The sequence below is a fragment of the Pseudomonas avellanae BPIC 631 genome (genome assembly GCF_000444135.1).
GTDB classification, from domain to species: domain Bacteria; phylum Pseudomonadota; class Gammaproteobacteria; order Pseudomonadales; family Pseudomonadaceae; genus Aquipseudomonas; species Aquipseudomonas avellanae.
On record NZ_ATDK01000350.1, the window covers coordinates 1 to 21,220 of the forward strand.

A 21,220-nucleotide genomic window follows, 5' to 3' on the forward strand; every position below is an offset into this window, starting at 1 on the left:
TTAATCGGGGCATTGCAGGCTCGTATTGGTGTTGTGTGAGAACTCCAACAATACGGGCCTGTTCTCATAGGGATCAATAGGTTACGTGGAAACGGGAACAGACCCTAGCGCTTGCCGGGTATTCCATACTTTCGCAAGCGGTGCGCAATGGCGGTGTGCGAGGTGTGCAGGCGTGCGGCTAACTGGCGCGTGGACGGATAGTCTGCATAGAGTTTTTCCAGTAAATCCTTTTCAAATGTTTCGACGGCATTTTCGAGGCTGTCGATCGGGCTGTCGTTCTGACGTGCCACGGCAGTGCCTGCAATGTCCAGGTCGCCTATATCCACTTGAGTGTTTTCACAGATCGCGGCAGCGCGGAAGATGACGTTCTGCAACTGCCGCACATTGCCCGGCCAGCGGTTGCCCAGCAGGGCAGGGTAGGTGCCGTGGGCCAGCCTGCAGATTGGCCGCTGAATCTGTGCGCAGGCCTGCTCCATGAAGTAACGGGCCAGCAGCAGGATGTCCTGACCACGCTCGCGCAGCGGCGGTACATCCAGGTTCAGGACGTTGAGGCGATAGAAAAGGTCTTCGCGGAAGGTGCCTTCGCTGACCATTTTTTCAAGATCACGGTGAGTCGCGCTGAGAATGCGCACATTGACCCTGACTTCACGGTCCCCGCCAACGCGGCGGAAGCTGCCATCGTTGAGGAAACGTAGCAGTTTGGCCTGTAGATAGGGTGACATCTCGCCGATTTCATCGAGAAACACCGTGCCCTGGTTGGCCAGCTCCATCAGCCCCGGCTTGCCGCCGCGCTGCGCACCGGTAAAGGCGCCGGGGGCGTAACCAAACAGTTCGCTTTCGGCCAGGTTTTCCGGCAGCGCGGCGCAGTTCAAGGCCAAAAACGGCTCGCCGTGGCGCGCGCTGCTGGCATGACAGGCGCGCGCGACCAGCTCTTTGCCGGTGCCGGTCTCGCCCTGAATCAACAGCGGTGCGTCCAGCACCGCCACACGTTGCGCGCGCGCCTTGAGCGTGCGGATGGCGGCTGAATCGCCCAGCAGCGCATCGAACCCCTCGGCATGATCGTGGTGCAGCGCCGACAGCCGTTCGCCGATGCGGCTGGGCAGGTACAGGGTGATCAGCGCGCCCGCTTCGGTGATCGGTGTGGCATCGAGCAATAACGCCTCACCGTTGAGGGTGATTTCGCGCAGCGGCAGACGAAAGCCGTTTTCCAGCAGCGCGGCCTGCAGGCCGGGGTCGGCGAACAGTTCGGCGATGGGTTCGCCCGCAGGTTCACGGCCGATCAGGGCGATGAGCGCAGGGTTGGCCAGCAGCACATGCCCTGCGCTGTCCAGTGCCAGTACCGGGTCGGTCATTGCAGCAAGCAACGCATCCAGTTGCAGATGGCGACGCTGGCCGGGGAGGATATCGACCACTGTAATGGCTTCTACGCCACGCACCCGAAACAGGGCGTCCTTGAGTTCTTCGAGCATCTGATGGCTGAGGGTCGGCGCATCAATGTAGACATTGGGCGGCACCATCTCCACGGCATCCAGATTAAGATTGCGCCCACCCAGAATGGCGAGCACTTCCTGGGTGATACCAACGCGGTCGATGAAGCTGACGTGGATACGCATGGGGCATTGACGGTTCGCGACACAGAGGCCGGCAAGTATGCCTTGTGGTGGAGGGTTTGGTGAAATCCGGCGGTGAGCGTGTGTGCGATTTTTCGGTTTTTTGAGATGCGTACCGGGCGACGCTTCGTTTGTCCGCGAACTGCCGGGAACCGGCAGCAAAACTCAAATGAGCGCTCCAGCGTGGGCATCACAATCTCGGCTTGAAGCTTGAAGTTCCAGCCCTATTCCAGATGCTCGGGCTTCACCGGATCGCCGGACTTAGTATGGAGCTTGTCACGAATGTCCGCGAACATCCGGTCGTAGTCCTTGTGCTGGGCGATGGGCAGGGCGGCCGAGTTGGGCAGGCCGTGCCTGATGGCGATGCGGCTCGCGTCGTGCGCGAAGTTGAATGCAAGGTCGCGGGTCAACTGGAATTGCTCTTCGAACGGCTTGTCGTTGATCTGGCCCTGCATGGTGAAATGCATGCTGGTGCCTTCTTTCGGGTCTTCGTTCACTTCGTAGCGCAAGTGGATGTCATAGCTGACTTCAGAGGGTTGCAACGCCACGTGGGTGATATGCAGATGGCCTGGCTCGTACATGAAAGTGCTCCATCAAACGATGAGTGTGCTCGATCAGACACTGGTTGTGTCCGCGCGGTTCAGCCTGATGCGCAACGGTCTTGCGGCCGCATACGCCTTGCTCGTCAATCTGCTTTTTTGGCCGGTTCCGGTCTGGACCATATCCACAGGTTACCCATCGCCATGCCCGTGAGCGCCAGGTAAAGCCACCATGCATGGCCGATCAGGCTGAGCATCACCACGGCACACACCAGCATGCTGATGGTGGCGCTGATCTTGGCCTTGCGGGCAACCAGCCGGCCGTTACGCCAGTTGTACAGGATCGGGCCGAACACGCGGTGGTTTTCCAGCCAGGCGTTCAGTCTTGGCGAACTGCGCGTCGCAGCCCAGGCCGCCAAGAGGATGAATTCGGTGGTCGGCAAACCCGGAATGAAGATCGCGATAATGCCTATGCCAAGAGCGACATAGGCAAGGATGCCGTATAGAAGGCGTGAGAGTCTTGAACCGGGTGGTTTGTATGTCATGGTCTCTACAGGCAGGTTCGGAAAGCCCGGCCAGCTTAACAGCACCGGGCGCTTTTTCATGCCTGTACCAGGTCCGCGACCGGTACATCGGCATAGGCGTGCTGTAGCAGCACGTTGAAACGCTCGAATGCGGCGATTGCGCCTTGGTCCAGTTGCGCTTCCTGCGCGGCAGTCAAAGGCAGTTCATTCAGCGTATTCACAAAGACTTTCCAGCCCGCCGCCCGGCCCCCGGCAGGCTCGCCCAGATGCCGTGCGCCAAAACAGTCGCTCAGTTGCAGTGCTTCGGCGCGCTTGATCAGAAAAGCGGCACCCAGCTTGGAGCCTTCGGAGACAAACAGCCAGCCAAGCGCCTCTGCTGTGCCGGGGCTCTCGACTGCGCCAGCCAACGGCAAAGGGATGTCCATGTTCAGGTCGGCAAGGTCGGCTTTGGCCTGTTCGGCACGGCAGCGTGCGGGCAGATCGTTGATGATCGTTTGCAACGCAGGCTCGTTGTACAGGCCTTGCAGTTCACTCTGAAACAGGTATTGAGCGACCACAAAACGTGCATAACCGGCCAGCGTCTCGAACGGCGCATGGGCCTTGACTGCCTTGTCGAGTTGTTCGTGCGGAGCGTGGGTGATCTGATTCAGTCGTTGCGAACGCAGGGTCGGTCGGTTCTGATCAAGCGTCATAGAAGTCTTCCTTGCTGAAATAGGAGGCATGTTGAAAAAACGGGCTTATTGAATAGACGAATAGCCACGCCCAAATGCGTAAAAAAGCCTGCCGCCGGGGTTCGACGGCGAGCTTTCATTCACGCGCCTTATCAGATATCCCACACCACATTGACGCTAAAATTGCGCCCCGGCTGGGTCAGGCGATCCAGGTTGGCCGGTGCGGTCACGCCCGCTTCACCCACGCCGTCGTAGCCGCGCACATCGTCCCAGCGCCAGTACTTCTTGTCGGTCAGGTTGTAGAGGCCCGCATTGAGGGTCACGTCGTCGCTGACCTTGTAATAGCCGGTCAGGTCCAGAATGCCGAAGCCCGGGGTCTTGAACTGGCTGGAAGTGCCGTCCGGGCTGTGGAAACTGCTGTCATCCACGCGGGTCTTGCGTTTGACCAGTGTCCAGCTCAGCAGGCTGCCGTAGTCTTTCTGCTCGTACCCCAGGCCGATGACGCCGGTCAGCGGGTTGACGCTGTTGATCGGCTCGCCGGTATCGTTGTTGCGGCCATGCACATAGGCAACGGATGCCTGGCTGTACAGGCCGTTCGGCGCACCGAGGCTGTCGAGATTGATGCGCCCTTTGACTTCAGCGCCTTTCAGGGTGGCGTGCTTGATGTTGCTGGACTGGAACGTGAGCTCGCTGTAGCCGGGGGTGATGGCGTCCTCGTTGATGAAGTCGCGGTACTTGTTATAGAACACCGCGATGTCGAACGAGCCTGCTTCAAAGCGGCCGCGCAGTCCGGTTTCATAGCTCTTGCTGGTTTCCGGCTCCAGGTTCGGATTGGGCTCGACCACGTAGCCTGCCGTCGGGTTTTCGAAGCGGCCATAAAGGGCCTTGGCTGAAGGGGTGCGGAAACCTTCGGCGTACTGGCCGTACCAGGTGTAGGCGTCGCTGAACGCGTAGGTCACGCCCAGCTTGGGCGACAGGCGGTGCCATGTCCGCGTTTCGTCGTTGGCCTGAGCTGGGTCGGTGAGGCTGACCGACCTGAGAAATTCTGACGTGAACTTCGGATCGAGTGTGGTGTGGTCGTAACGCACGCCGGGCAGGAAGGTCCAGTCGTTCCAGTTGATCTGATCCTGCGCGAACAGCGCGTAGCTGGTGATGGTCGGATCGGGGAAGTCACTGGTCGCGACCAGTCGGTCGCTCGGGCTGTCTGCGCCGACCACGCGGCAGGTGCCGAACACCCGTGCGCAGGTCCCGCTGCCGCTGCGCAGCCCGGTGACTTTCTGTTGCTTGAGGGTAGTGCCGTAGGTCAGTACATGGTCGGTGCTGGCGATGGAGAATGCTTTATCCAGCTGCGCATCGAAGACCCACTGTTTTTCCTGGTACTGCGTTTCACGCTGGCGATAGACGTCGCGGCGGGGGGGCGGGACATAACGTTCCTGAGTGCTCTGGTCGGTCTTGGCGGTCTGGTAGTTGAGGCTCCACTTGAGGTTGTCTGCCAACAGGCTGTCGAGGGCAACGCTGTTTTCGATACCAAAACGTTCGCGGCTGATGGTGTCGTTGCTTTCGCGCGACTGATACATGCCCTGCCCGATGCCATTGGCGAACGGCCCGCCCACTGCGCTTTTCAGGTTGGTATTGCGGTCATCCTTGTATTTTTCGTAAGCCAGCGCCAGGCGCGAGCCGTCGGCGTAGTTCCAGCCCAGCTTGGCCAGCACGTTGGTGCTGCGCGCATCCTCGGGGTTGGCTTCGGTACGGCTTAGGCCTGTGCCACCTGTTTCGCCATAGGATTCGGTTTCGTGACCATTGCGCTGGCTCACGTGCAGCAAGCCGTCGAACTCGCCCTGGCGACCTGCGACGGTGGCCGAGTTCAACCAGCTTTCGTCTGCCGAGCTGTAACCGGTCTTGAGGCGTGCGCCGACATCCTTGCCGGGCTTGATGATGTCATCCGGGTCCAGCGTGTAATAACTGACCACGCCGCCAATGGCGCTGCTGCCGTACAGCGCCGAGGCAGGGCCGCGGAGGATTTCGACGCGCTTGACGATTTCCGGGTCGACATAGTTGCGGTGGGTTTGCGCATAAGGCCCGGTGAAGAAACTGTCGGGAACTTCAACACCGTCGACCTGAGTCATGATGCGGTTGCCGTCGATGCCGCGAATGTTATAGCCGGTGGTGCCTGCGCGCTGGCCTGCACCGCCGACCGAAACACCCGGCTCGTAGCGCACCAGGTCCCGGATGGTGTTGACGTTGTTGCGATCCAGCTGTTCACGCGAATGCACGCTGACGGTACTCGGCACCGTCACCACTTCCTGAGCCTGACGCGTGGCGCTGACGGTGATCTGATCGAGGGCCATCACGCCCGCGGCGCGTTTTTCGAGCACCACATTGTTGTTGCCCAGGTTGCGATAGCTCAGCGAGCTGCCGGCCAGCAGGGTGTCCAGCGCCTGGGCAGGGCTCAGGTTGCCGCGGGCGCCCGGGGAGGTGACGTTTTGCGCGAGCTCCGATGACACGCCCACCTGCCAGCCGGTGATGCGGCTGAATTCATTGAGTGCCGACACCAGCGATTGCTGACCAATCGAGAAGCTGTAAGTGCCAGCAGGACGTACGGACCGGTTGGTTTCGTCGGCGGCGTGGGCAGGAATCGCCTGCAGGCTGGCGCCAAGTACCGCGACGGTCAGCAGCGAAAGTCTGAGTCGTGCGCGGTTTTGCACGGCAGGCGTGAACGTGGATGACATCGGTAGCGCTCCCTGGGGTGTTGCTCGTAATAGTGTTTGCAAACTGTCTCGAGATGAGAATCAGTTGCATTGGCTATAACTAGACGAACGGGAAACAGCTATCGAGTAAAAAAACTTTTCTCAGTTGAGAATCAGCAGCGCCGGCATCTCGTGCAGGCTTGCCGAAGTGATCTGCGCCAGTGAGCGCACCACGTCCAGCGGGTTGTCCAGGCGGTAGTTTCCGGTCACTGCAACACGGTCCAGTTGCGCGTTGGTGCTGATGATCCAGCCGGGATAATAGCGACGCAGTTCGGCCAGCACCTCGCTCAGCGGGCAATTGTCGAACACCAGTCGACCCTGAACCCAGGCCAGATCGCGTGCCGGATCAAGCCTTTCACGATGGCCGAAGCCGCCCGGCCCGACGCGAACACTGTCGCCGGCACCCAGGCTGACGCTGGAGCCGCCGCGGGTGGCGCGTACATCAACGGCCCCGCGCTGCACCTGAACCTGCGCGACGCCGTCCAGATAACGCACGGAAAATTCGGTGCTGTTGGCACTCATACGCACCGGGCCGGCTTCGATTTCCAGCGGCAGACCCGTTCTGGGCGCGACATCGAAAAAGGCCTCGCCTTGCAGCAGGCGGGCCGAGCGCTGTTGTTCGTCGATCTTGCTGGAAAAAGCCGAATTGGTGTTGAGCAGCACCTTCGAGCCATCCGCCAATTGCAGGCGTTGGCGTTCACCCACCACCGTCAGATGATCGGCTTGCAGGCGCAATGGCAGGTTGCTGAAGCTGAACACCGCCAGTAACAGCACGGCAGCGGTAGCCAGCGGTTTCCAGTAGGTGCGGATGTGCCGTCGCGAAGTGGGTGTTGATGGCTGTGCGATGTCGGCGGCAGCCTGCCGGACGGGCTGCGAGTTCCACGCCGCGCAGGCTTTTTCGTAAGCGCGAGCGTGTTCGGGGTCGGCATTCAGCCATGCCTGAAAACGGGACAGCTGCGCATCGTCTGCTCCCTCGAGTTCGATCAGCCAGCTCAGGGCCTGATCCATCGCGCGGTCGCTCAATACCTCTCGGGCAATCGCGTGCGGGCGTTCGTTTTTCGGGGTCACGGTGGTCCTCGGCAATCCTGAAACTGTATCGATAAGAGTCTGGCGGCTTGCCAGCCTGCGGCAGGGTTCAGGGCGGGTCAAGCCTTGACACCACGCCGATACAGATCGCCATGATCAGTTTCAATTCCTTTTGCACCGTACTGGCCGAAACGTGCAACTGCTCGGCGATTTCCAGATAGCTGCAGCCGTTGAGGCGGCTGAGGGTGAAAATCTTTTGCTGTCGCGGGCTCAATGTGCTCAGGCTGGCGCTCAGGCTTTCGAGCAGACGCTTGGCGTGGGCGGCATCTTCAGGCTTGCCGAGTTGCGCGACGACGCTCTCCAACTGGTTCGGCGAGACGTCTTCGACCAAGGTGCGGGCATGAATACGTCGCGCACGCAGATGGTCCAGCGCAAGGTTGCGCGCGGTCTGAAAAACGAAGGGTTCGAGATGATCGACCGGGTGCTCGGTCAGTGCACGGCTGACTCGCAGCCAGGTTTCGTGCAGCAGGTCTTCTGCGGTGCTGGGGTTGCCGACCATGCGTTGCAATGTGCGTAACAGCACGGCACGCTGGGCCAGAAAGACATCGTTGAAATGCGACTGCGACACAGAGAGGCCCGACCGGAGATTCAAGCAAATGATAATGCTTCCCATCTTCTGGTCGGGTCAAGCCTGCATCTGTAAAAAATTATCTGTGTGTGGTGTAAAGGTCTTTCCACTGCGACGCTGAATTTACTCGGCGTTATGCAGCGCCAGGCAGTTGTCGAGCATACGGTTGGAGAACGCCCATTCGTTGTCGTACCACGAAAGCACTTTCAGCAACTTGCCACTGACTTTAGTGTGATTGGCGTCGAAAATCGACGACAGCGGGTTGTGATTGAAGTCGTGGGAAACCAGCGGCAGAGTGTTGTAACCCAGGACCTTGGAGTGTTGGCTGGCTTCTTTCATCAGCGCGTTGACTTCTTCGGCCGTGGTTTCACGCTTCAGGGTGACGGTCAGGTCGACCAGCGAAACGTTGATCACCGGCACGCGAACAGCCATACCCGTAAGCTTGCCCGCCAGTTCCGGCAGAACCAGGCCCACCGCTTCGGCGGCGCCGGTCTTGCTCGGGATCATCGATTGGGTGGCCGAGCGCGCGCGGTACGGGTCGGTGTGATAGACGTCGATCAGGTTCTGATCGTTGGTGTAGGCATGGATGGTGGTCATCAGGCCGCTTTCGATACCCAGTTCACGGTGCAGCACCTGGGCGACCGGGGCCAGGCAGTTAGTGGTGCACGATGCGCTGGAGATGATCTGGTGCGACTGGCGCAGCGTGTCGTGGTTGACGCCATAGACGATGGTGGCATCGGCACCGCTGGCCGGTGCTGAGATAATCACCTTGCGGGCGCCGGCGGTCAGGTGTGCGGCAGCCTTGTCGCGGCTGGTGAACAGACCGGTGCATTCGAACACCACGTCGATGTCCTGTGCTTTCCACGGCAGTTCGGCCGGGTTGCGAATGGCGCTGACCGAAATACGGTCACCATTGACGGTCAGGCTTTCCTTGTCACACTCCACGGTGCCGCTGAACGGGCCGTGTACAGTGTCGAAACGCAGCAGGTGCGCGTTCATTTCGCTGTCGCCCAGATCGTTGATGGCGACGACCTGCAGGTCCTGCCGGTAGCCTTGGGTATACAGTGCACGTAGGACGTTACGGCCGATTCGGCCAAAACCGTTGATTGCGATACGGAGAGTCATACAGCCGTCCTTCTGAATTTGTTGTTGGAATTACAAGATTATTCTCATAGAAATAGAAAACAAGCCTTTTTAGTGGCAATATTTTGTTTTATCTACAACTACAAGCCTGAAAGGCCCTCCCGGTTGATCGAGATCAGGGTTCTGCTCCCTGACCGTCACTGCTCGAAAACCGGAACCGTCTTTACGGGTGACCTTAGACGTTAGCCTGGAGTTCATCACATGCATCCCCGCGTCCTTGAAGTAACCGAGCGGCTCATTGCTCGCAGTCGCGATACCCGTCAGCGCTACCTTCAATTGATTCGCGGCGCAGCGAGCGATGGCCCGATGCGCGGCAAGCTTCAATGTGCCAACTTTGCTCACGGCGTCGCCGCCTGCGGACCGGAGGACAAGCAAAGCCTGCGTCTGATGAACGCCGCCAACGTGGCAATCGTCTCTTCCTACAATGAAATGCTCTCGGCGCATCAGCCCTACGAGCACTTTCCTGCACAGATCAAACAGGCGTTACGTGACATTGGTTCGGTCGGTCAGTTTGCCGGCGGCGTGCCTGCCATGTGCGATGGCGTGACCCAGGGTGAGCCGGGCATGGAACTGGCCATTGCCAGCCGCGAAGTGATTGCCATGTCTACAGCAATCGCCTTGTCACACAATATGTTCGACGCCGCCATGATGCTGGGTATCTGCGACAAGATCGTCCCTGGCCTAATGATGGGGGCTTTGCGTTTCGGTCATCTGCCGACCATCTTCGTGCCGGGCGGGCCGATGGTGTCAGGTATCTCCAACAAGGAAAAAGCCGACGTACGGCAGCGTTACGCTGAAGGCAAGGCCACCCGTGAAGAGCTGCTGGACTCGGAAATGAAGTCCTATCACGGCCCGGGAACCTGTACGTTCTACGGCACAGCCAACACCAATCAGTTGTTGATGGAAGTCATGGGCATGCACCTTCCCGGTGCCTCGTTCGTCAATCCCTACACACCACTGCGTGATGCGCTGACAGCTGAAGCGGCTCGTCAGGTCACGCGTCTGACCATGCAAAGCGGCAGTTTCATGCCGATTGGTGAAATCGTCGACGAGCGCTCGCTGGTCAATTCCATTGTTGCGCTGCACGCCACCGGCGGCTCGACCAACCACACGCTGCACATGCCGGCGATCGCTCAGGCTGCGGGCATTCAACTGACCTGGCAGGACATGGCCGACCTCTCCGAAGTGGTGCCGACCCTCAGTCACGTCTACCCCAACGGCAAGGCCGACATCAACCATTTCCAGGCCGCAGGCGGCATGTCGTTCCTGATTCGCGAGCTGCTGGCAGCCGGTCTGCTGCACGAAAACGTCAATACTGTGGCCGGTTATGGCCTGAGCCGCTACACCAAAGAGCCATTCCTGGAGGATGGCAAACTGGTCTGGCGTGAAGGCCCGCTGGACAGCCTGGATGAAAACATCCTGCGCCCGGTGGCGCGTCCGTTCTCGCCTGAAGGCGGTTTGCGGGTCATGGAAGGCAACCTGGGTCGCGGTGTCATGAAAGTATCGGCCGTTGCGCCGGAGCATCAGATTGTCGAAGCGCCCGCACGAGTGTTTCAGGATCAGAAAGAACTGGCCGATGCGTTCAAGGCCGGCGAGCTGGAATGCGATTTCGTCGCTGTCATGCGTTTTCAGGGCCCGCGCTGCAACGGCATGCCCGAACTGCACAAGATGACCCCGTTTCTGGGCGTGCTGCAGGATCGTGGTTTCAAAGTGGCGCTGGTCACCGATGGACGGATGTCGGGCGCCTCAGGCAAGATTCCGGCGGCGATTCACGTCTGCCCGGAAGCGTTCGATGGTGGCCCGTTGGCACTGGTGCGCGATGGCGACGTGATCCGCGTGGATGGCGTAAAAGGCACGTTACAAGTGCTGGTCGAAGCGTCAGAATTGGCCGCCCGAGAACCGGCCATCAACCAGATCGACAACAGTGTCGGCTGCGGTCGCGAGCTTTTTGGATTCATGCGCATGGCCTTCAGCTCCGCAGAGCAAGGCGCCAGCGCCTTTACCTCTTGTCTGGAGACGCTCAAGTGAAATTGGCCCTGGTCGGTGATATAGGCGGTACCAATGCACGTTTTGCCATTTGGGAAGACGACACGCTGCATTCTGTCCGGGTGTTCCCGACTATTGACTACGCAGGCCCGGAAAAGGCCATCGAAGTCTATCTGCAGGACCTTGAATTGCAGCGCGGTGACATTGGCTATGTGTGCCTGGCGGTCGCCGGGCCGGTCGATGGCGATCTTTTTCAGTTCACCAACAGCCACTGGCAACTGAGCCGCGAGGCGTTCTGCGCTGACCTGAAAGTCGATCGCCTGCTGCTGATCAACGACTTCACCGCCATGGCGCTGGGCATGACCCGGCTCAAGGACGATGAATACCTGACGGTCTGTCATGGCGTCGGCAAGCCGGATCGCCCGCGCGTGGTGGTCGGGCCGGGCACCGGGCTGGGCATCGGCACGCTGATCAAACTGGAAGGCAGCCGCTGGATGGCCTTGCCGGGCGAGGGCGGGCATGCCGACCTGCCAATCGGCACGGCGCGCGAGGCTCTGTTGTGGACGCGGCTGATGGCCGAGCACGAACATGTCAGCGCCGAAGTGGTGCTCAGCGGTGCGGGCCTGCTGTTGCTGTATCAGGTCAGTTGCGCGCTGGACGGCATAGACGCAGCGCTCAAGTCGCCTGCTGCGATCACGTCGGCTGCGCTGGCAGGCGATCCGGTCGCGGCGGCGGTGCTTGAACAGTTCTGCGTGTTCCTCGGCAGAGTGGTCGGCAACAACGTTCTGACCCTGGGCAGTCTGGGCGGGGTCTACATCGTAGGTGGCGTGGTGCCACGTTTCACGGAATTCTTCATGAACAGCGGCTTCAAGCGCGCCATGGGCGAGAAGGGCGTGATGAGCGGCTACTTCAAGAACCTGCCGGTCTGGCTGGTCACCGCCGAGTACCCAGGGCTTATGGGTTCAGGCGTTGCGCTGCAGCAGGCGTTCGGTTCGCAAATCTGAGCAACACCTCATAACAACAAGGTTTCACGGCCAAACAAGGACGCCTTAACTTGAGTTCAGTCAGTAAATCGATCCTGCTGGTGGATGACGATCAGGAGATTCGCGAGTTGCTGGACACCTACCTGAGTCGCGCCGGTTTTCAGGTGCGCACGGTGGGCGATGGCGCGGAATTTCGCCGCGCCTTCAACGAAGAACCCAGTGATTTGCTGATCCTTGACGTGATGCTGCCGGATGAAGACGGTTTCAGCCTGTGCAAATGGGTGCGCCAGCATCCGCGCCAGCCGCACGTGCCGATCATCATGTTGACCGCCAGTTCGGACGAGGCCGACCGGGTCATCGGCCTGGAGCTGGGAGCCGACGATTATCTGGGCAAACCGTTCAGCCCGCGTGAGCTGCAAGCGCGTATCAAGGCGTTGTTGAGGCGCGCCCAGTTTGGTCAGGATCGTCCGGGTGGCGATGTGCTTCTGTTCGATGAGTGGCGGCTGGATATGGTCAGTCATCGGCTGTTTCACAATGACGGCGAAGAGGTGATTCTTTCCGGTGCCGATTTTGCACTGCTCAAGCTGTTTCTCGACAACCCCCAACAGATTCTCGACCGCGACACCATCGGCAACGCCACCCGTGGCCGGGAGCTGATGCCGCTGGAGCGCATCGTCGACATGGCGGTCAGCCGCCTGCGCCAGCGTCTGCGCGACACCGGCAAGTCGCCGCGCCTGATCCGCACCATTCGTGGCAGTGGTTACCTGCTGGCTGCGAATGTTAATTCGCACGCGAGCAACGGTTATTAATCCGCCTGCCGCAGGCCCGAAACGAACCGGCCTGCCGCTACCGCGCTCGTTGCTCGGGCGCATGCTGCTGTTGACGTTGCTGGCGGTGCTGATGGCCCAGGCGCTGTCCAGCGTGATCTGGCTGTCGCAGTTGCGCGCCACGCAAATGGAAGGGCTGGTCACCAGTGCGCGCAGCCTGGCTTACTCGATGGCCGCCAGCGTCAGTTATTTTCGTTCACTGCCGCTGGCCTACCGGCCAATGGTGCTGGATCAACTGCGCAGCATGGGCGGCACGCGCTTTGTGGTGTCGCTCAATGATCACCCGCTGGACATGCAGATCATGCAGCCCACGCCCCGCAAACAGGCAGTGCTGGACGTGGTCGGCGAAGTATTGCGTCAGCGCCTGGGCAGCGGCCCGGACATCACCGTGTGGTTTGCCCGCCCCGAGGAACTGCGAATTTTCAACAGCGGCCTGAAGCTCGACGAGCTGCCGCGTTCCTGGGCGCATTACGCGCTGACGCTTGAGCCGGTGAACCCGCCGGTGCTGGTCACGCAGATCGAAATGGCCCCCGGCGAGTGGTTCTACATCGCCTCTTTGCTGCCCGAACCCTATACGTCGCTGGAAGAACAGGAACTGCCCCTGCAACAGGTGTCGTTCATTGTCCTGACCAGCGCGTTTCTGTTGTTGTTCATCGGCTTGCTGGTGCACTGGCAGAGCCGCCCGCTCAAGCGTCTGGCGCGGGCCGCGCGGGACATGTCGCTGGGTGCGGATGTGGAGCCTGTGGTCGAGGGCGGCGGCAGTGAAGTCGTCGAGGTCAGCCGGGCGTTCAACGCCATGCGCACCCGGATCAGTCGCTACCTGACCGAACGCGGGCAGTTGTTCAGTGCCATTTCCCATGATCTGCGCACACCGATCACCCGCCTGCGGCTGCGGGTCGAATTGCTCGAAGATGAACAACAGCAGCGCAAATTCAGCCGCGATCTGGACGAACTGGAGTTGCTGGTCAAAGGCGCGCTGCAATGCGTCAAAGACACCGATATTCATGAAAACATCGAGCCGGTGGACCTCAATGCGCTACTTGAATGCCTGGTCGAGCCCTGGCTGACCGCCGATGGAGACGGGCGTGTCACGCAGCAGGGCGAGGCGCAGGCGGCCTATCCCGGCAAGCCGCTGGCGCTGATGCGCTGCATCGGTAACCTGATCGACAATGCCCTCAAATACGGCCATCGGGCACATCTGAAAGTCGAAGATGATGCGCAGGCTTTCGTGCTGCACGTGGATGACGAAGGCCCCGGCGTACCGGAACAACGTTTGGAGCACGTCTTCGAGCCACATTTTCGGCTGGCGGGTAATCAGCAGCAGGGTTATGGATTGGGGTTGGGCATCGCCCGCAACATTGCCCACAGCCACGGCGGCGAAGTCAGTCTGCAGAACTTGCGTGACGGCGGGTTGCGGGTGACGTTGTACCTGCCGAGGACCGTGGAATAATTTTCCACGTTAGTGGCTTTTGGCCCGTTGCGCGGGGGGCTCGATGCGAATGTAACCATCTGGTGACATTCGCGCATCCCTTCGTTACTGTCGTGTCGTCTGGCTTGGTTAGACTCCCACGAAGCGCAAGCATCAGACTTGCTCATGCATAACAACAAGAAAGGTCAATTAGATGAATTCCATGTCACGTCTCGCCGTTGTCATCTCTCTCGCTTCGTTGTTCCCTCTGAGCGCTACCGCCGCTGAAACCAAAGGCACTGTTGAAGTCGTGCACTGGTGGACGTCGGGTGGCGAAAAAGCTGCAGTCGATGTTCTGAAAGCCCAGGTTGAAAAAGACGGCTTCGTCTGGAAAGACGGCGCAATCGCGGGCGGCGGTGGCTCCACAGCCATGACCGTGCTCAAGAGCCGCGCGGTTGCCGGTAACCCGCCAGGCGTTGCCCAGATCAAAGGGCCTGATATCCAGGAATGGGCATCCACCGGCCTGCTCGACACTGACGCGCTGAAAGACGTCGCCAAGGCCGAAAAGTGGGACTCCCTGCTGGACAAGAAAGTCTCCGATACCGTGAAGTATGATGGCGATTACGTGGCCGTGCCGGTGAACATCCACCGCGTCAACTGGCTGTGGATCAACCCGGAAGTCTTCAAGAAAGCCGGTATCGACAAGGCACCGACCACCCTCGAAGAATTCTATGCTGCGGGCGACAAGCTGAAAAAAGCCGGTTTCATTCCACTGGCGCACGGCGGTCAGCCTTGGCAGGACAGCACCGTGTTTGAAGCTGTTGTGCTGTCGGTCATGGGCGCTGATGGCTACAAGAAGGCTTTGGTCGATCTCGACAAGGGCGCGCTTACCGGTGAAGGCATGGTCAAGTCGCTGACCGAACTGAAAAAAGTCGCTACCTACATGGATGCCGACGGCAAGGGCCAGGACTGGAACCTGGAAGCAGCCAAGGTCATCAATGGCAAGGCCGGCATGCAGATCATGGGTGACTGGGCCAAGAGCGAATGGACCGCCGCCAAGAAAGTCGCCGGCAAGGACTACCAGTGCGTAGCCTTCCCGGGCACCGACAAGTCCTTCACCTATAACATCGACTCGCTGGCGGTGTTCAAGCAGAAAGACAAAGGCACCACTGCCGCTCAGCAGGATCTGGCCAAGGTCGCGATGGGTGAGGACTTCCAGAAAGTCTTCAGCATCAACAAGGGTTCGATCCCGGTTCGCCAGGACATGCTTGCCGACATGAACAAATACGGTTTCGACTCTTGCGCGCAAACCGCTGCCAAGGACTTCCTGGCCGACTCGAAAACCGGCGGCCTGCAGCCGAGCATGGCGCACAACATGGCAACCACGCTGGCCGTGCAGGGCGCTTTCTTTGATGTGGTCACCAACTACATCAATGACCCGAAAGCCGACCCGGCAGAAACAGCCAAGAAGCTTGCTACCGCGGTCAAGTCAGCTCAGTAATTCGTTATTAATTGCCTATAACCGCCGTCCGTGGTGTTGAAATCCTTCATTGATTTCACCCGCGGCTGCGGCCTGGATTCGATACACCGGATGGGATACTCCCGATGAGCTCTGTCGCTGCGAACAGCAAAGCCTCGCCAATGGATGCGCTGCAACGCTGGCTACCTAAACTGGTGCTGGCACCCAGCATGTTCATCGTGCTGGTGGGTTTCTATGGCTACATCCTCTGGACATTTGCGCTGTCGTTCACCAACTCGACGTTCCTGCCGTCCTACAAATGGGTCGGCCTGGCGCAATATGCGCGCCTGATGGACAACGACCGTTGGTGGGTGGCGAGCAAGAACCTTGCTGTGTTTGGCGGCATGTTCATCGCCATCAGCCTGCTGATCGGCGTGCTGCTGGCTATCCTGCTGGATCAGCGTATCCGTCGCGAAGGCGTGATTCGCACTATTTATCTGTACCCGATGGCGCTCTCGATGATCGTCACCGGTACGGCCTGGAAGTGGCTGCTCAATCCGGGCCTTGGTCTGGACAAGATGCTGCGCGACTGGGGTTGGGAAGGTTTCCGCCTCGACTGGCTGGTTGACCCGGATCGCGTTGTGTACTGCCTGGTCATTGCTGCTGTGTGGCAGTCTTCGGGCTTTGTCATGGCACTGTTTCTGGCGGGCCTGCGGGGCGTTGACCAGTCGATCATTCGTGCGGCCCAGATGGATGGCGCGAGCCTGCCGATGATCTACTGGCGCGTTGTGTTGCCGAGTCTGCGCCCGGTGTTTTTCAGCGCGGTGATGATTCTGGCGCATATCGCCATCAAGAGTTTTGACCTTGTAGCGGCAATGACGGCCGGTGGCCCGGGTTACTCGTCGGACCTGCCTGCAATGTTCATGTATTCCTTCACGTTCAGTCGCGGCCAGATGGGCATGGGTTCGGCGAGCGCGATTCTGATGCTCGGCGCAATCCTGGCGATTCTGGTGCCGTACCTTTATTCCGAGCTGAGGGCCAAACGCCATGACTAGTCATATTGGCAAACCCGGCATCAGCTTCAGCCGTATCCTGATTTACGCCGTGCTGATACTGGCCTGCCTGATTTATCTGGTACCGCTGGTGGTGATGTTGTTCACCAGCTTCAAGACCCCCGAAGACATCGGCACCGGCAACCTGCTGAGCTGGCCTGGCGTAGTCACTGCGGTGGGCTGGATCAAGGCGTGGGACCTGGTCGACGGCTATTTCTGGAACTCGATCAAGATCACCGTTCCGGCTGTGATCATCTCCACCGCGATCGGTGCGCTCAATGGCTATGTGCTGTCGATGTGGCGTTTCAAGGGCTCGCAGCTGTTCTTCGGTCTTCTGCTGTTCGGTTGCTTCCTGCCGTTCCAGACAGTGCTGCTGCCGGCGTCCTTCACGCTGGGCAAGATGGGGCTGGCCAACACGACCGTCGGGCTGGTGTTCGTCCATGTGGTCTACGGGCTGGCGTTCACCACGCTATTCTTCCGTAATTACTACGTCAGCATTCCCGATGCGCTGGTCAAGGCGGCGCGATTGGACGGTGCCGGGTTTTTCACGATCTTCGGGCGCATCATTCTGCCGATGTCCACGCCCATTGTGATGGTCTGCCTTATCTGGCAATTCACCCAGATCTGGAATGATTTCCTGTTCGGCGTTGTGTTCTCAAGCGGCGACTCTCAGCCGATCACCGTGGCGCTGAACAATCTGGTCAACACCAGCACAGGCGCCAAGGAATACAACGTTGACATGGCGGCGGCGATGATCGCCGGGCTGCCGACACTGCTGGTCTACGTACTGGCTGGCAAGTATTTCCTGCGTGGGCTCACGGCCGGCGCGGTCAAGGGGTAATCATGGCGACTCTCGAATTACGCAACGTCAACAAGACCTACGGCAGCAACTTGCCGGACACGCTCAAGAACATCGAACTGTCGATCAAGGATGGCGAGTTTCTGATTCTTGTCGGCCCGTCCGGTTGCGGCAAATCCACCCTGATGAACTGCATCGCCGGGCTTGAAAGCATCAGCGGCGGGGCGATCCTCATCGATGGCGAAGATGTCAGCGGTACCAGCCCGAAAGACCGTGACATCGCGATGGTGTTTCAGTCCTACGCGCTGTACCCGACCATGACCGTGCGCGAAAACATCTCGTTCGGGCTCAAGATTCGCAAGATGCCGCAAGCCGCTATCGACGAAGAAGTCGCTCGCGTTGCCAAGCTGCTGCAAATCGAGCACCTGCTCAATCGCAAGCCCGGGCAGATGTCCGGTGGTCAGCAGCAGCGTGTGGCGATGGGCCGTGCCCTGGCGCGTCGGCCGAAGATTTATCTGTTCGACGAACCGCTGTCCAACCTCGACGCCAAGCTGCGGGTCGAGATGCGTACTGAAATGAAGCTGATGCATCAACGCCTGAAAACCACCACGGTCTACGTGACCCACGATCAGATCGAGGCGATGACGCTGGGCGACAAAGTGGCAGTCATGAAAGACGGCATCGTCCAGCAGTTCGGTACGCCCAAGCAGATTTACAACGACCCTGCCAATCTGTTCGTGGCCAGCTTCATTGGCTCGCCGCCCATGAACTTCATTCCGTTGCGGCTGCAACGCAAGGATGGCCAACTGGTTGCGCTGCTCGACAGTGGACAGGCACGTTGCGAGCTGCCAGTGGGCGTTGCCGATGCAGGGCTTGAAGATCGCGAAATCATTCTGGGTATTCGCCCGGAACAGATTATGCTGGCGGGCGGCGAGCAAAGTAGCTTGCCGACCATTCGTGCCGAAGTGCAAGTCACTGAGCCTACCGGCCCGGATACACTGGTGTTTGTCACGCTGAACCAGAGCAAGGTGTGCTGTCGTCTTGCCCCGGATGTCGCGCCGCAGGTGGGCGAGAGCCTGACGCTGCAATTTGACCCGTCCAAGGTGCTGATTTTCGACGCCAAGAGCGGCGAGCGTCTGGGGGTTTTAGGGCAGTCACCCTCATCCGAGCGGGTAAACAACGTCTCCCAGTTGAACCGCAAGTGATAGATTGATTCAATACCGAGCACCGCTGGCCGGCCGTTGACTGCCACACTTGAACGGCCCGGTACTGGATGTAAGCAGTGGACACAAGCAGTGAACGAAGCAAGACGTCTACCAAAGCTAATAACAATAAAACGAGGATTGATGGGATGAAGAAGATCAACAAAGGTAAATCGCTTTCCCGGTTTCAATTGGTGAGCACGTTGTCGGTGCTGGGCGCGATGGGGCTGGCAGGCAATGTTCACGCTGCCGAAGCATTTGCTGCCGATTCGCCGTGGATGACGGGCGACTGGAACGGCGAACGTACCCGACTGCTCGACAAGGGTTATGACTTCTCGCTGGAATACGTTTCCGAGATGGCCAGCAACCTGAAAGGCGGCTCCAACGACGACACCACCGGCCGCTACAGCGATCAGTTCGCGCTGGGCATGAAGGTCGATTTGCAGAAAGTTCTAGGCTGGCAGGACGCAGAGTTCAAGCTGGCAATCACCGAACGTAGCGGTCGCAATATCTCCAATGACCGAATCGGCGATCCTCGTGCCGGCACGCTCAGTTCCTCGCAGGAAGTCTGGGGTCGCGGTCAGACCTGGCGTCTGACGCAAATGTGGGTCAAGCAGAAGTATTTTGATGGCGCGCTGGACGTCAAGGCCGGTCGTTTCGGACCGGGCGAAGACTTCAACAGCTTCCCGTGCGACTTCCAGAACCTGTCGTTCTGCGGCTCGCAGGTCGGCAACTACGTGAACACCTGGTACAACTGGCCAATCAGCCAGTGGGCCCTGCGCGTGAAGTACAACATCACGCCGGAAGTTTACGCACAAGTGGGTGTCTACGAGCAGAACCCGTCCAACCTGGAAACCGGCAACGGCTTCAAACTCAGCGGCAGCGGCACCAAAGGCATGATCCTGCCGGTCGAACTGGTCTGGACACCGACCGTCAATTCGCTGCCTGGTGAATACCGTGTCGGCTACTACAAAAGCACGCCGAATGCCGATGACGTCTATGAAGACGTAAACGGCCAGCCGCAAGCGGTTACCGGCGCTGCGTTCAAGTCGCATGATAGCAAGCACGGCTGGTGGGTTGTGGCTCAGCAACAATTGACCTCTCACAACGGCGATGCGTCACGCGGTCTGAGCATCTTTGCCAACGCCACTGTGCATGACAAGGAAACCAACTTCGTTGATAACTACCAGCAGATCGGTCTGACCTACAAAGGTCCGTTCAATTCGCGTCCGAAGGATGACATCGGTGTCGGTATTGCCCGTATCCACGTCAACGACGATGTGCAGGATCGCGTGCGTCTGGCCAACCAGATCAGCGGCATCAACGACTTTGACAACCCTGGCTACCTGCCGGTGCAGAGCACTGAGTACAACTCGGAAATCTACTACGGCTTCCACGTCACCAACTGGCTGACCGTGCGTCCCAACCTGCAGTTCATCAAGCATCCTGGCGGCGTAGATCAGGTTGATGATGCGATTGTGGCGGGCATCAAGATTCAATCGAAGTTCTGAGTATTGATTGACGCTTAACGCGATCAAGGGTCGTGTGTGCTTTGCGGGCAGCCTGCTGGCTGCCCGTTTTTTTTTAGGGTTCACCTCTTTATTTTTCAGGGACGCGATTGGCGATGACCTCTCACGACGCGCAACTGCCTGAGCATCCATTGCAACGCTTCTTCCGATCCCTGCGTGCCAGACCGACTTTCGAGTGGGAGCGCTATCAGCTGCGCGACGTTCTGGTCATCGACCATCCGCAATGCCAGGCGGTGTTCAGTCGCCAGGGCGCGCAGTTGCTGCACTTTCAGCCGCACGGCCAGAAGCCCTGGCTTTGGTGCGCCGCACAATGGCCGCAAGTGGGCGCTATTCGCGGTGGCGTGCCGGTGTGTTGGCCATGGTACGGGCGCCATCCGGGGGAAAGCGGCTGGCCAGCGCATGGCTGGGGGCGTTTGTTGGACTGGAAGCTGATCGACAGCCGCGAGAGCGAAGAGGGCGTCAGCCTGCACTGGCGCTTGCAGCTGTGGGACTGGCAGGTCGATCTGCACGCCGAGTTGGGGCAGGGCATGGAACTGCGCCTGAGCACCTCTCACGAGGACAGCGAGCCTTGTCATTTCAGCCATGCGCTGCATGCGTATTGGCGGATCAGCGATGTTGCCGAGGTCGCACTGGAAGGGCTCGATGGCGCCCAGGGCTATGACGAACTCAGTCGGCAGGCCTGTCAGCAACAAGGCGAACTGCGCGTGGTGGGCGGCTGTCAGCGAGTTTTTGAACATGCGGGCGCCTTGCAGCTCCAGGACCCGACCTGGCAACGCAAACTGAACATCGACACCGGCGACAGCACCAGCACCGTGGTCTGGCACCCCGGCAGCAGACCGCTGCTGGGTGTCTGCGGAAGTGAAACCACAGGCTTCGTACGCGTGGAAGCCGCCTCAGGCTCTGGTGATGCCTTCAGCCTGAACCCGGGCGAACAGGTGCAGCTCAAGTTGCAGGCTAGCCTGGCGGGGTAAGGTCGGTCACACACTGCCCATAAAAGCGCTTTTTTATCACGATGGCACTGACGACGCAGAGCGCAGTGTAAGTGACAGGGCGAAGGAATTCGACGAAGTCGGGCCGGAAACGGAGC

At 59.6% G+C, this 21,220-nt stretch carries 18 protein-coding genes; 10 read left to right on the forward strand and 8 right to left on the reverse strand.

All coding sequences use genetic code 11. The features are described from left to right. Window positions 1-104 precede the first annotated feature (104 nt). The 8 genes from DW49_RS0121260 to gap all read right to left on the reverse strand — a co-directional run bounded on the left by DW49_RS0121260 (window position 105) and on the right by gap (window position 8,870). Window positions 105-1,613 carry a sigma-54-dependent transcriptional regulator gene (locus tag DW49_RS0121260; protein ID WP_005615461.1) on the reverse strand — a complete coding sequence of 503 codons (1,509 nt, stop codon included), beginning with the start codon at window positions 1,611-1,613 and terminating at the stop codon, window positions 105-107. A gap of 221 nt (window positions 1,614-1,834) precedes the next feature. Beyond that, entirely contained in the window at window positions 1,835-2,191 is a 357-nt protein-coding gene (locus tag DW49_RS0121265) for a DUF5064 family protein (RefSeq protein WP_005615462.1), read from the reverse strand. A gap of 104 nt (window positions 2,192-2,295) precedes the next feature. Continuing rightward, entirely contained in the window at window positions 2,296-2,754 is a 459-nt protein-coding gene (locus DW49_RS0121270; RefSeq protein ID WP_003375928.1) for a YbaN family protein, read from the reverse strand. Next, window positions 2,751-3,365 carry a biliverdin-producing heme oxygenase gene (locus tag DW49_RS0121275; protein ID WP_005615464.1) on the reverse strand — a complete coding sequence of 205 codons (615 nt, stop codon included), beginning with the start codon at window positions 3,363-3,365 and terminating at the stop codon, window positions 2,751-2,753. Before DW49_RS0121275 ends, DW49_RS0121270 begins: the two co-directional genes overlap by 4 nt. A 131-nt stretch (window positions 3,366-3,496) precedes the next feature. Further along, a complete protein-coding gene (locus DW49_RS0121280) occupies window positions 3,497-6,073 on the reverse strand; it encodes a TonB-dependent receptor (RefSeq protein ID WP_005615467.1) in 2,577 nt (858 codons plus the stop codon). Between the two features lie 120 nt (window positions 6,074-6,193). Further along, on the reverse strand, window positions 6,194-7,159 hold the full coding sequence (locus tag DW49_RS0121285) for a FecR family protein (RefSeq protein WP_003375922.1): 966 nt from the start codon (window positions 7,157-7,159) through the stop codon (window positions 6,194-6,196). Between the two features lie 67 nt (window positions 7,160-7,226). Then, the gene (locus DW49_RS0121290; RefSeq protein ID WP_003375921.1) at window positions 7,227-7,745 is read right to left on the reverse strand and encodes an RNA polymerase sigma factor; all 519 of its coding nucleotides are present in this window, start codon (window positions 7,743-7,745) and stop codon (window positions 7,227-7,229) included. A gap of 123 nt (window positions 7,746-7,868) precedes the next feature. Next, on the reverse strand, window positions 7,869-8,870 hold the full coding sequence (gene gap, locus DW49_RS0121295; protein ID WP_003375919.1) for a type I glyceraldehyde-3-phosphate dehydrogenase: 1,002 nt from the start codon (window positions 8,868-8,870) through the stop codon (window positions 7,869-7,871). Between the two features lie 219 nt (window positions 8,871-9,089). On the opposite strand from gap, the gene edd reads away from it, so the two are divergent. From edd to DW49_RS0121345, 10 genes are all read left to right on the forward strand, one after another. After that, window positions 9,090-10,916, forward strand: coding sequence for a phosphogluconate dehydratase (gene edd / locus DW49_RS0121300; protein WP_005615475.1), 1,827 nt, complete (start codon window positions 9,090-9,092; stop codon window positions 10,914-10,916). Next, window positions 10,913-11,878 (forward strand): glucokinase, encoded by a 966-nt coding sequence (locus DW49_RS0121305; protein ID WP_005615479.1) that lies wholly within the window; start codon window positions 10,913-10,915, stop codon window positions 11,876-11,878. Before edd ends, DW49_RS0121305 begins: the two co-directional genes overlap by 4 nt. Before the next feature lie 50 nt (window positions 11,879-11,928). Beyond that, on the forward strand, window positions 11,929-12,666 hold the full coding sequence (locus DW49_RS0121310) for a response regulator (RefSeq protein WP_005615482.1): 738 nt from the start codon (window positions 11,929-11,931) through the stop codon (window positions 12,664-12,666). A 61-nt stretch (window positions 12,667-12,727) separates the two neighbouring features. After that, window positions 12,728-14,134, forward strand: a complete 1,407-nt coding sequence (locus DW49_RS0121315; RefSeq protein ID WP_010201840.1) for an ATP-binding protein — start codon at window positions 12,728-12,730, stop codon at window positions 14,132-14,134. Window positions 14,135-14,306: 172 nt separating this feature from the next. Continuing rightward, window positions 14,307-15,593: an ABC transporter substrate-binding protein gene (locus DW49_RS0121320; protein ID WP_005736422.1), complete on the forward strand. Its 1,287-nt coding sequence runs from the start codon at window positions 14,307-14,309 to the stop codon at window positions 15,591-15,593. 104 nt (window positions 15,594-15,697) lie between these two features. Continuing rightward, on the forward strand, window positions 15,698-16,606 hold the full coding sequence (locus DW49_RS0121325) for a carbohydrate ABC transporter permease (RefSeq protein WP_003375907.1): 909 nt from the start codon (window positions 15,698-15,700) through the stop codon (window positions 16,604-16,606). Next, window positions 16,599-17,444 carry a carbohydrate ABC transporter permease gene (locus tag DW49_RS0121330; protein WP_005615493.1) on the forward strand — a complete coding sequence of 282 codons (846 nt, stop codon included), beginning with the start codon at window positions 16,599-16,601 and terminating at the stop codon, window positions 17,442-17,444. Before DW49_RS0121325 ends, DW49_RS0121330 begins: the two co-directional genes overlap by 8 nt. Before the next feature lie 2 nt (window positions 17,445-17,446). Further along, window positions 17,447-18,607: an ABC transporter ATP-binding protein gene (locus DW49_RS0121335; protein WP_005615496.1), complete on the forward strand. Its 1,161-nt coding sequence runs from the start codon at window positions 17,447-17,449 to the stop codon at window positions 18,605-18,607. A 146-nt stretch (window positions 18,608-18,753) separates the two neighbouring features. Further along, the gene (locus DW49_RS0121340; RefSeq protein ID WP_005615499.1) at window positions 18,754-20,115 is read left to right on the forward strand and encodes a carbohydrate porin; all 1,362 of its coding nucleotides are present in this window, start codon (window positions 18,754-18,756) and stop codon (window positions 20,113-20,115) included. A gap of 113 nt (window positions 20,116-20,228) precedes the next feature. Continuing rightward, entirely contained in the window at window positions 20,229-21,104 is an 876-nt protein-coding gene (locus tag DW49_RS0121345) for a D-hexose-6-phosphate mutarotase (protein WP_005615502.1), read from the forward strand. The last annotated feature ends 116 nt before the right edge of the window (window positions 21,105-21,220 follow it).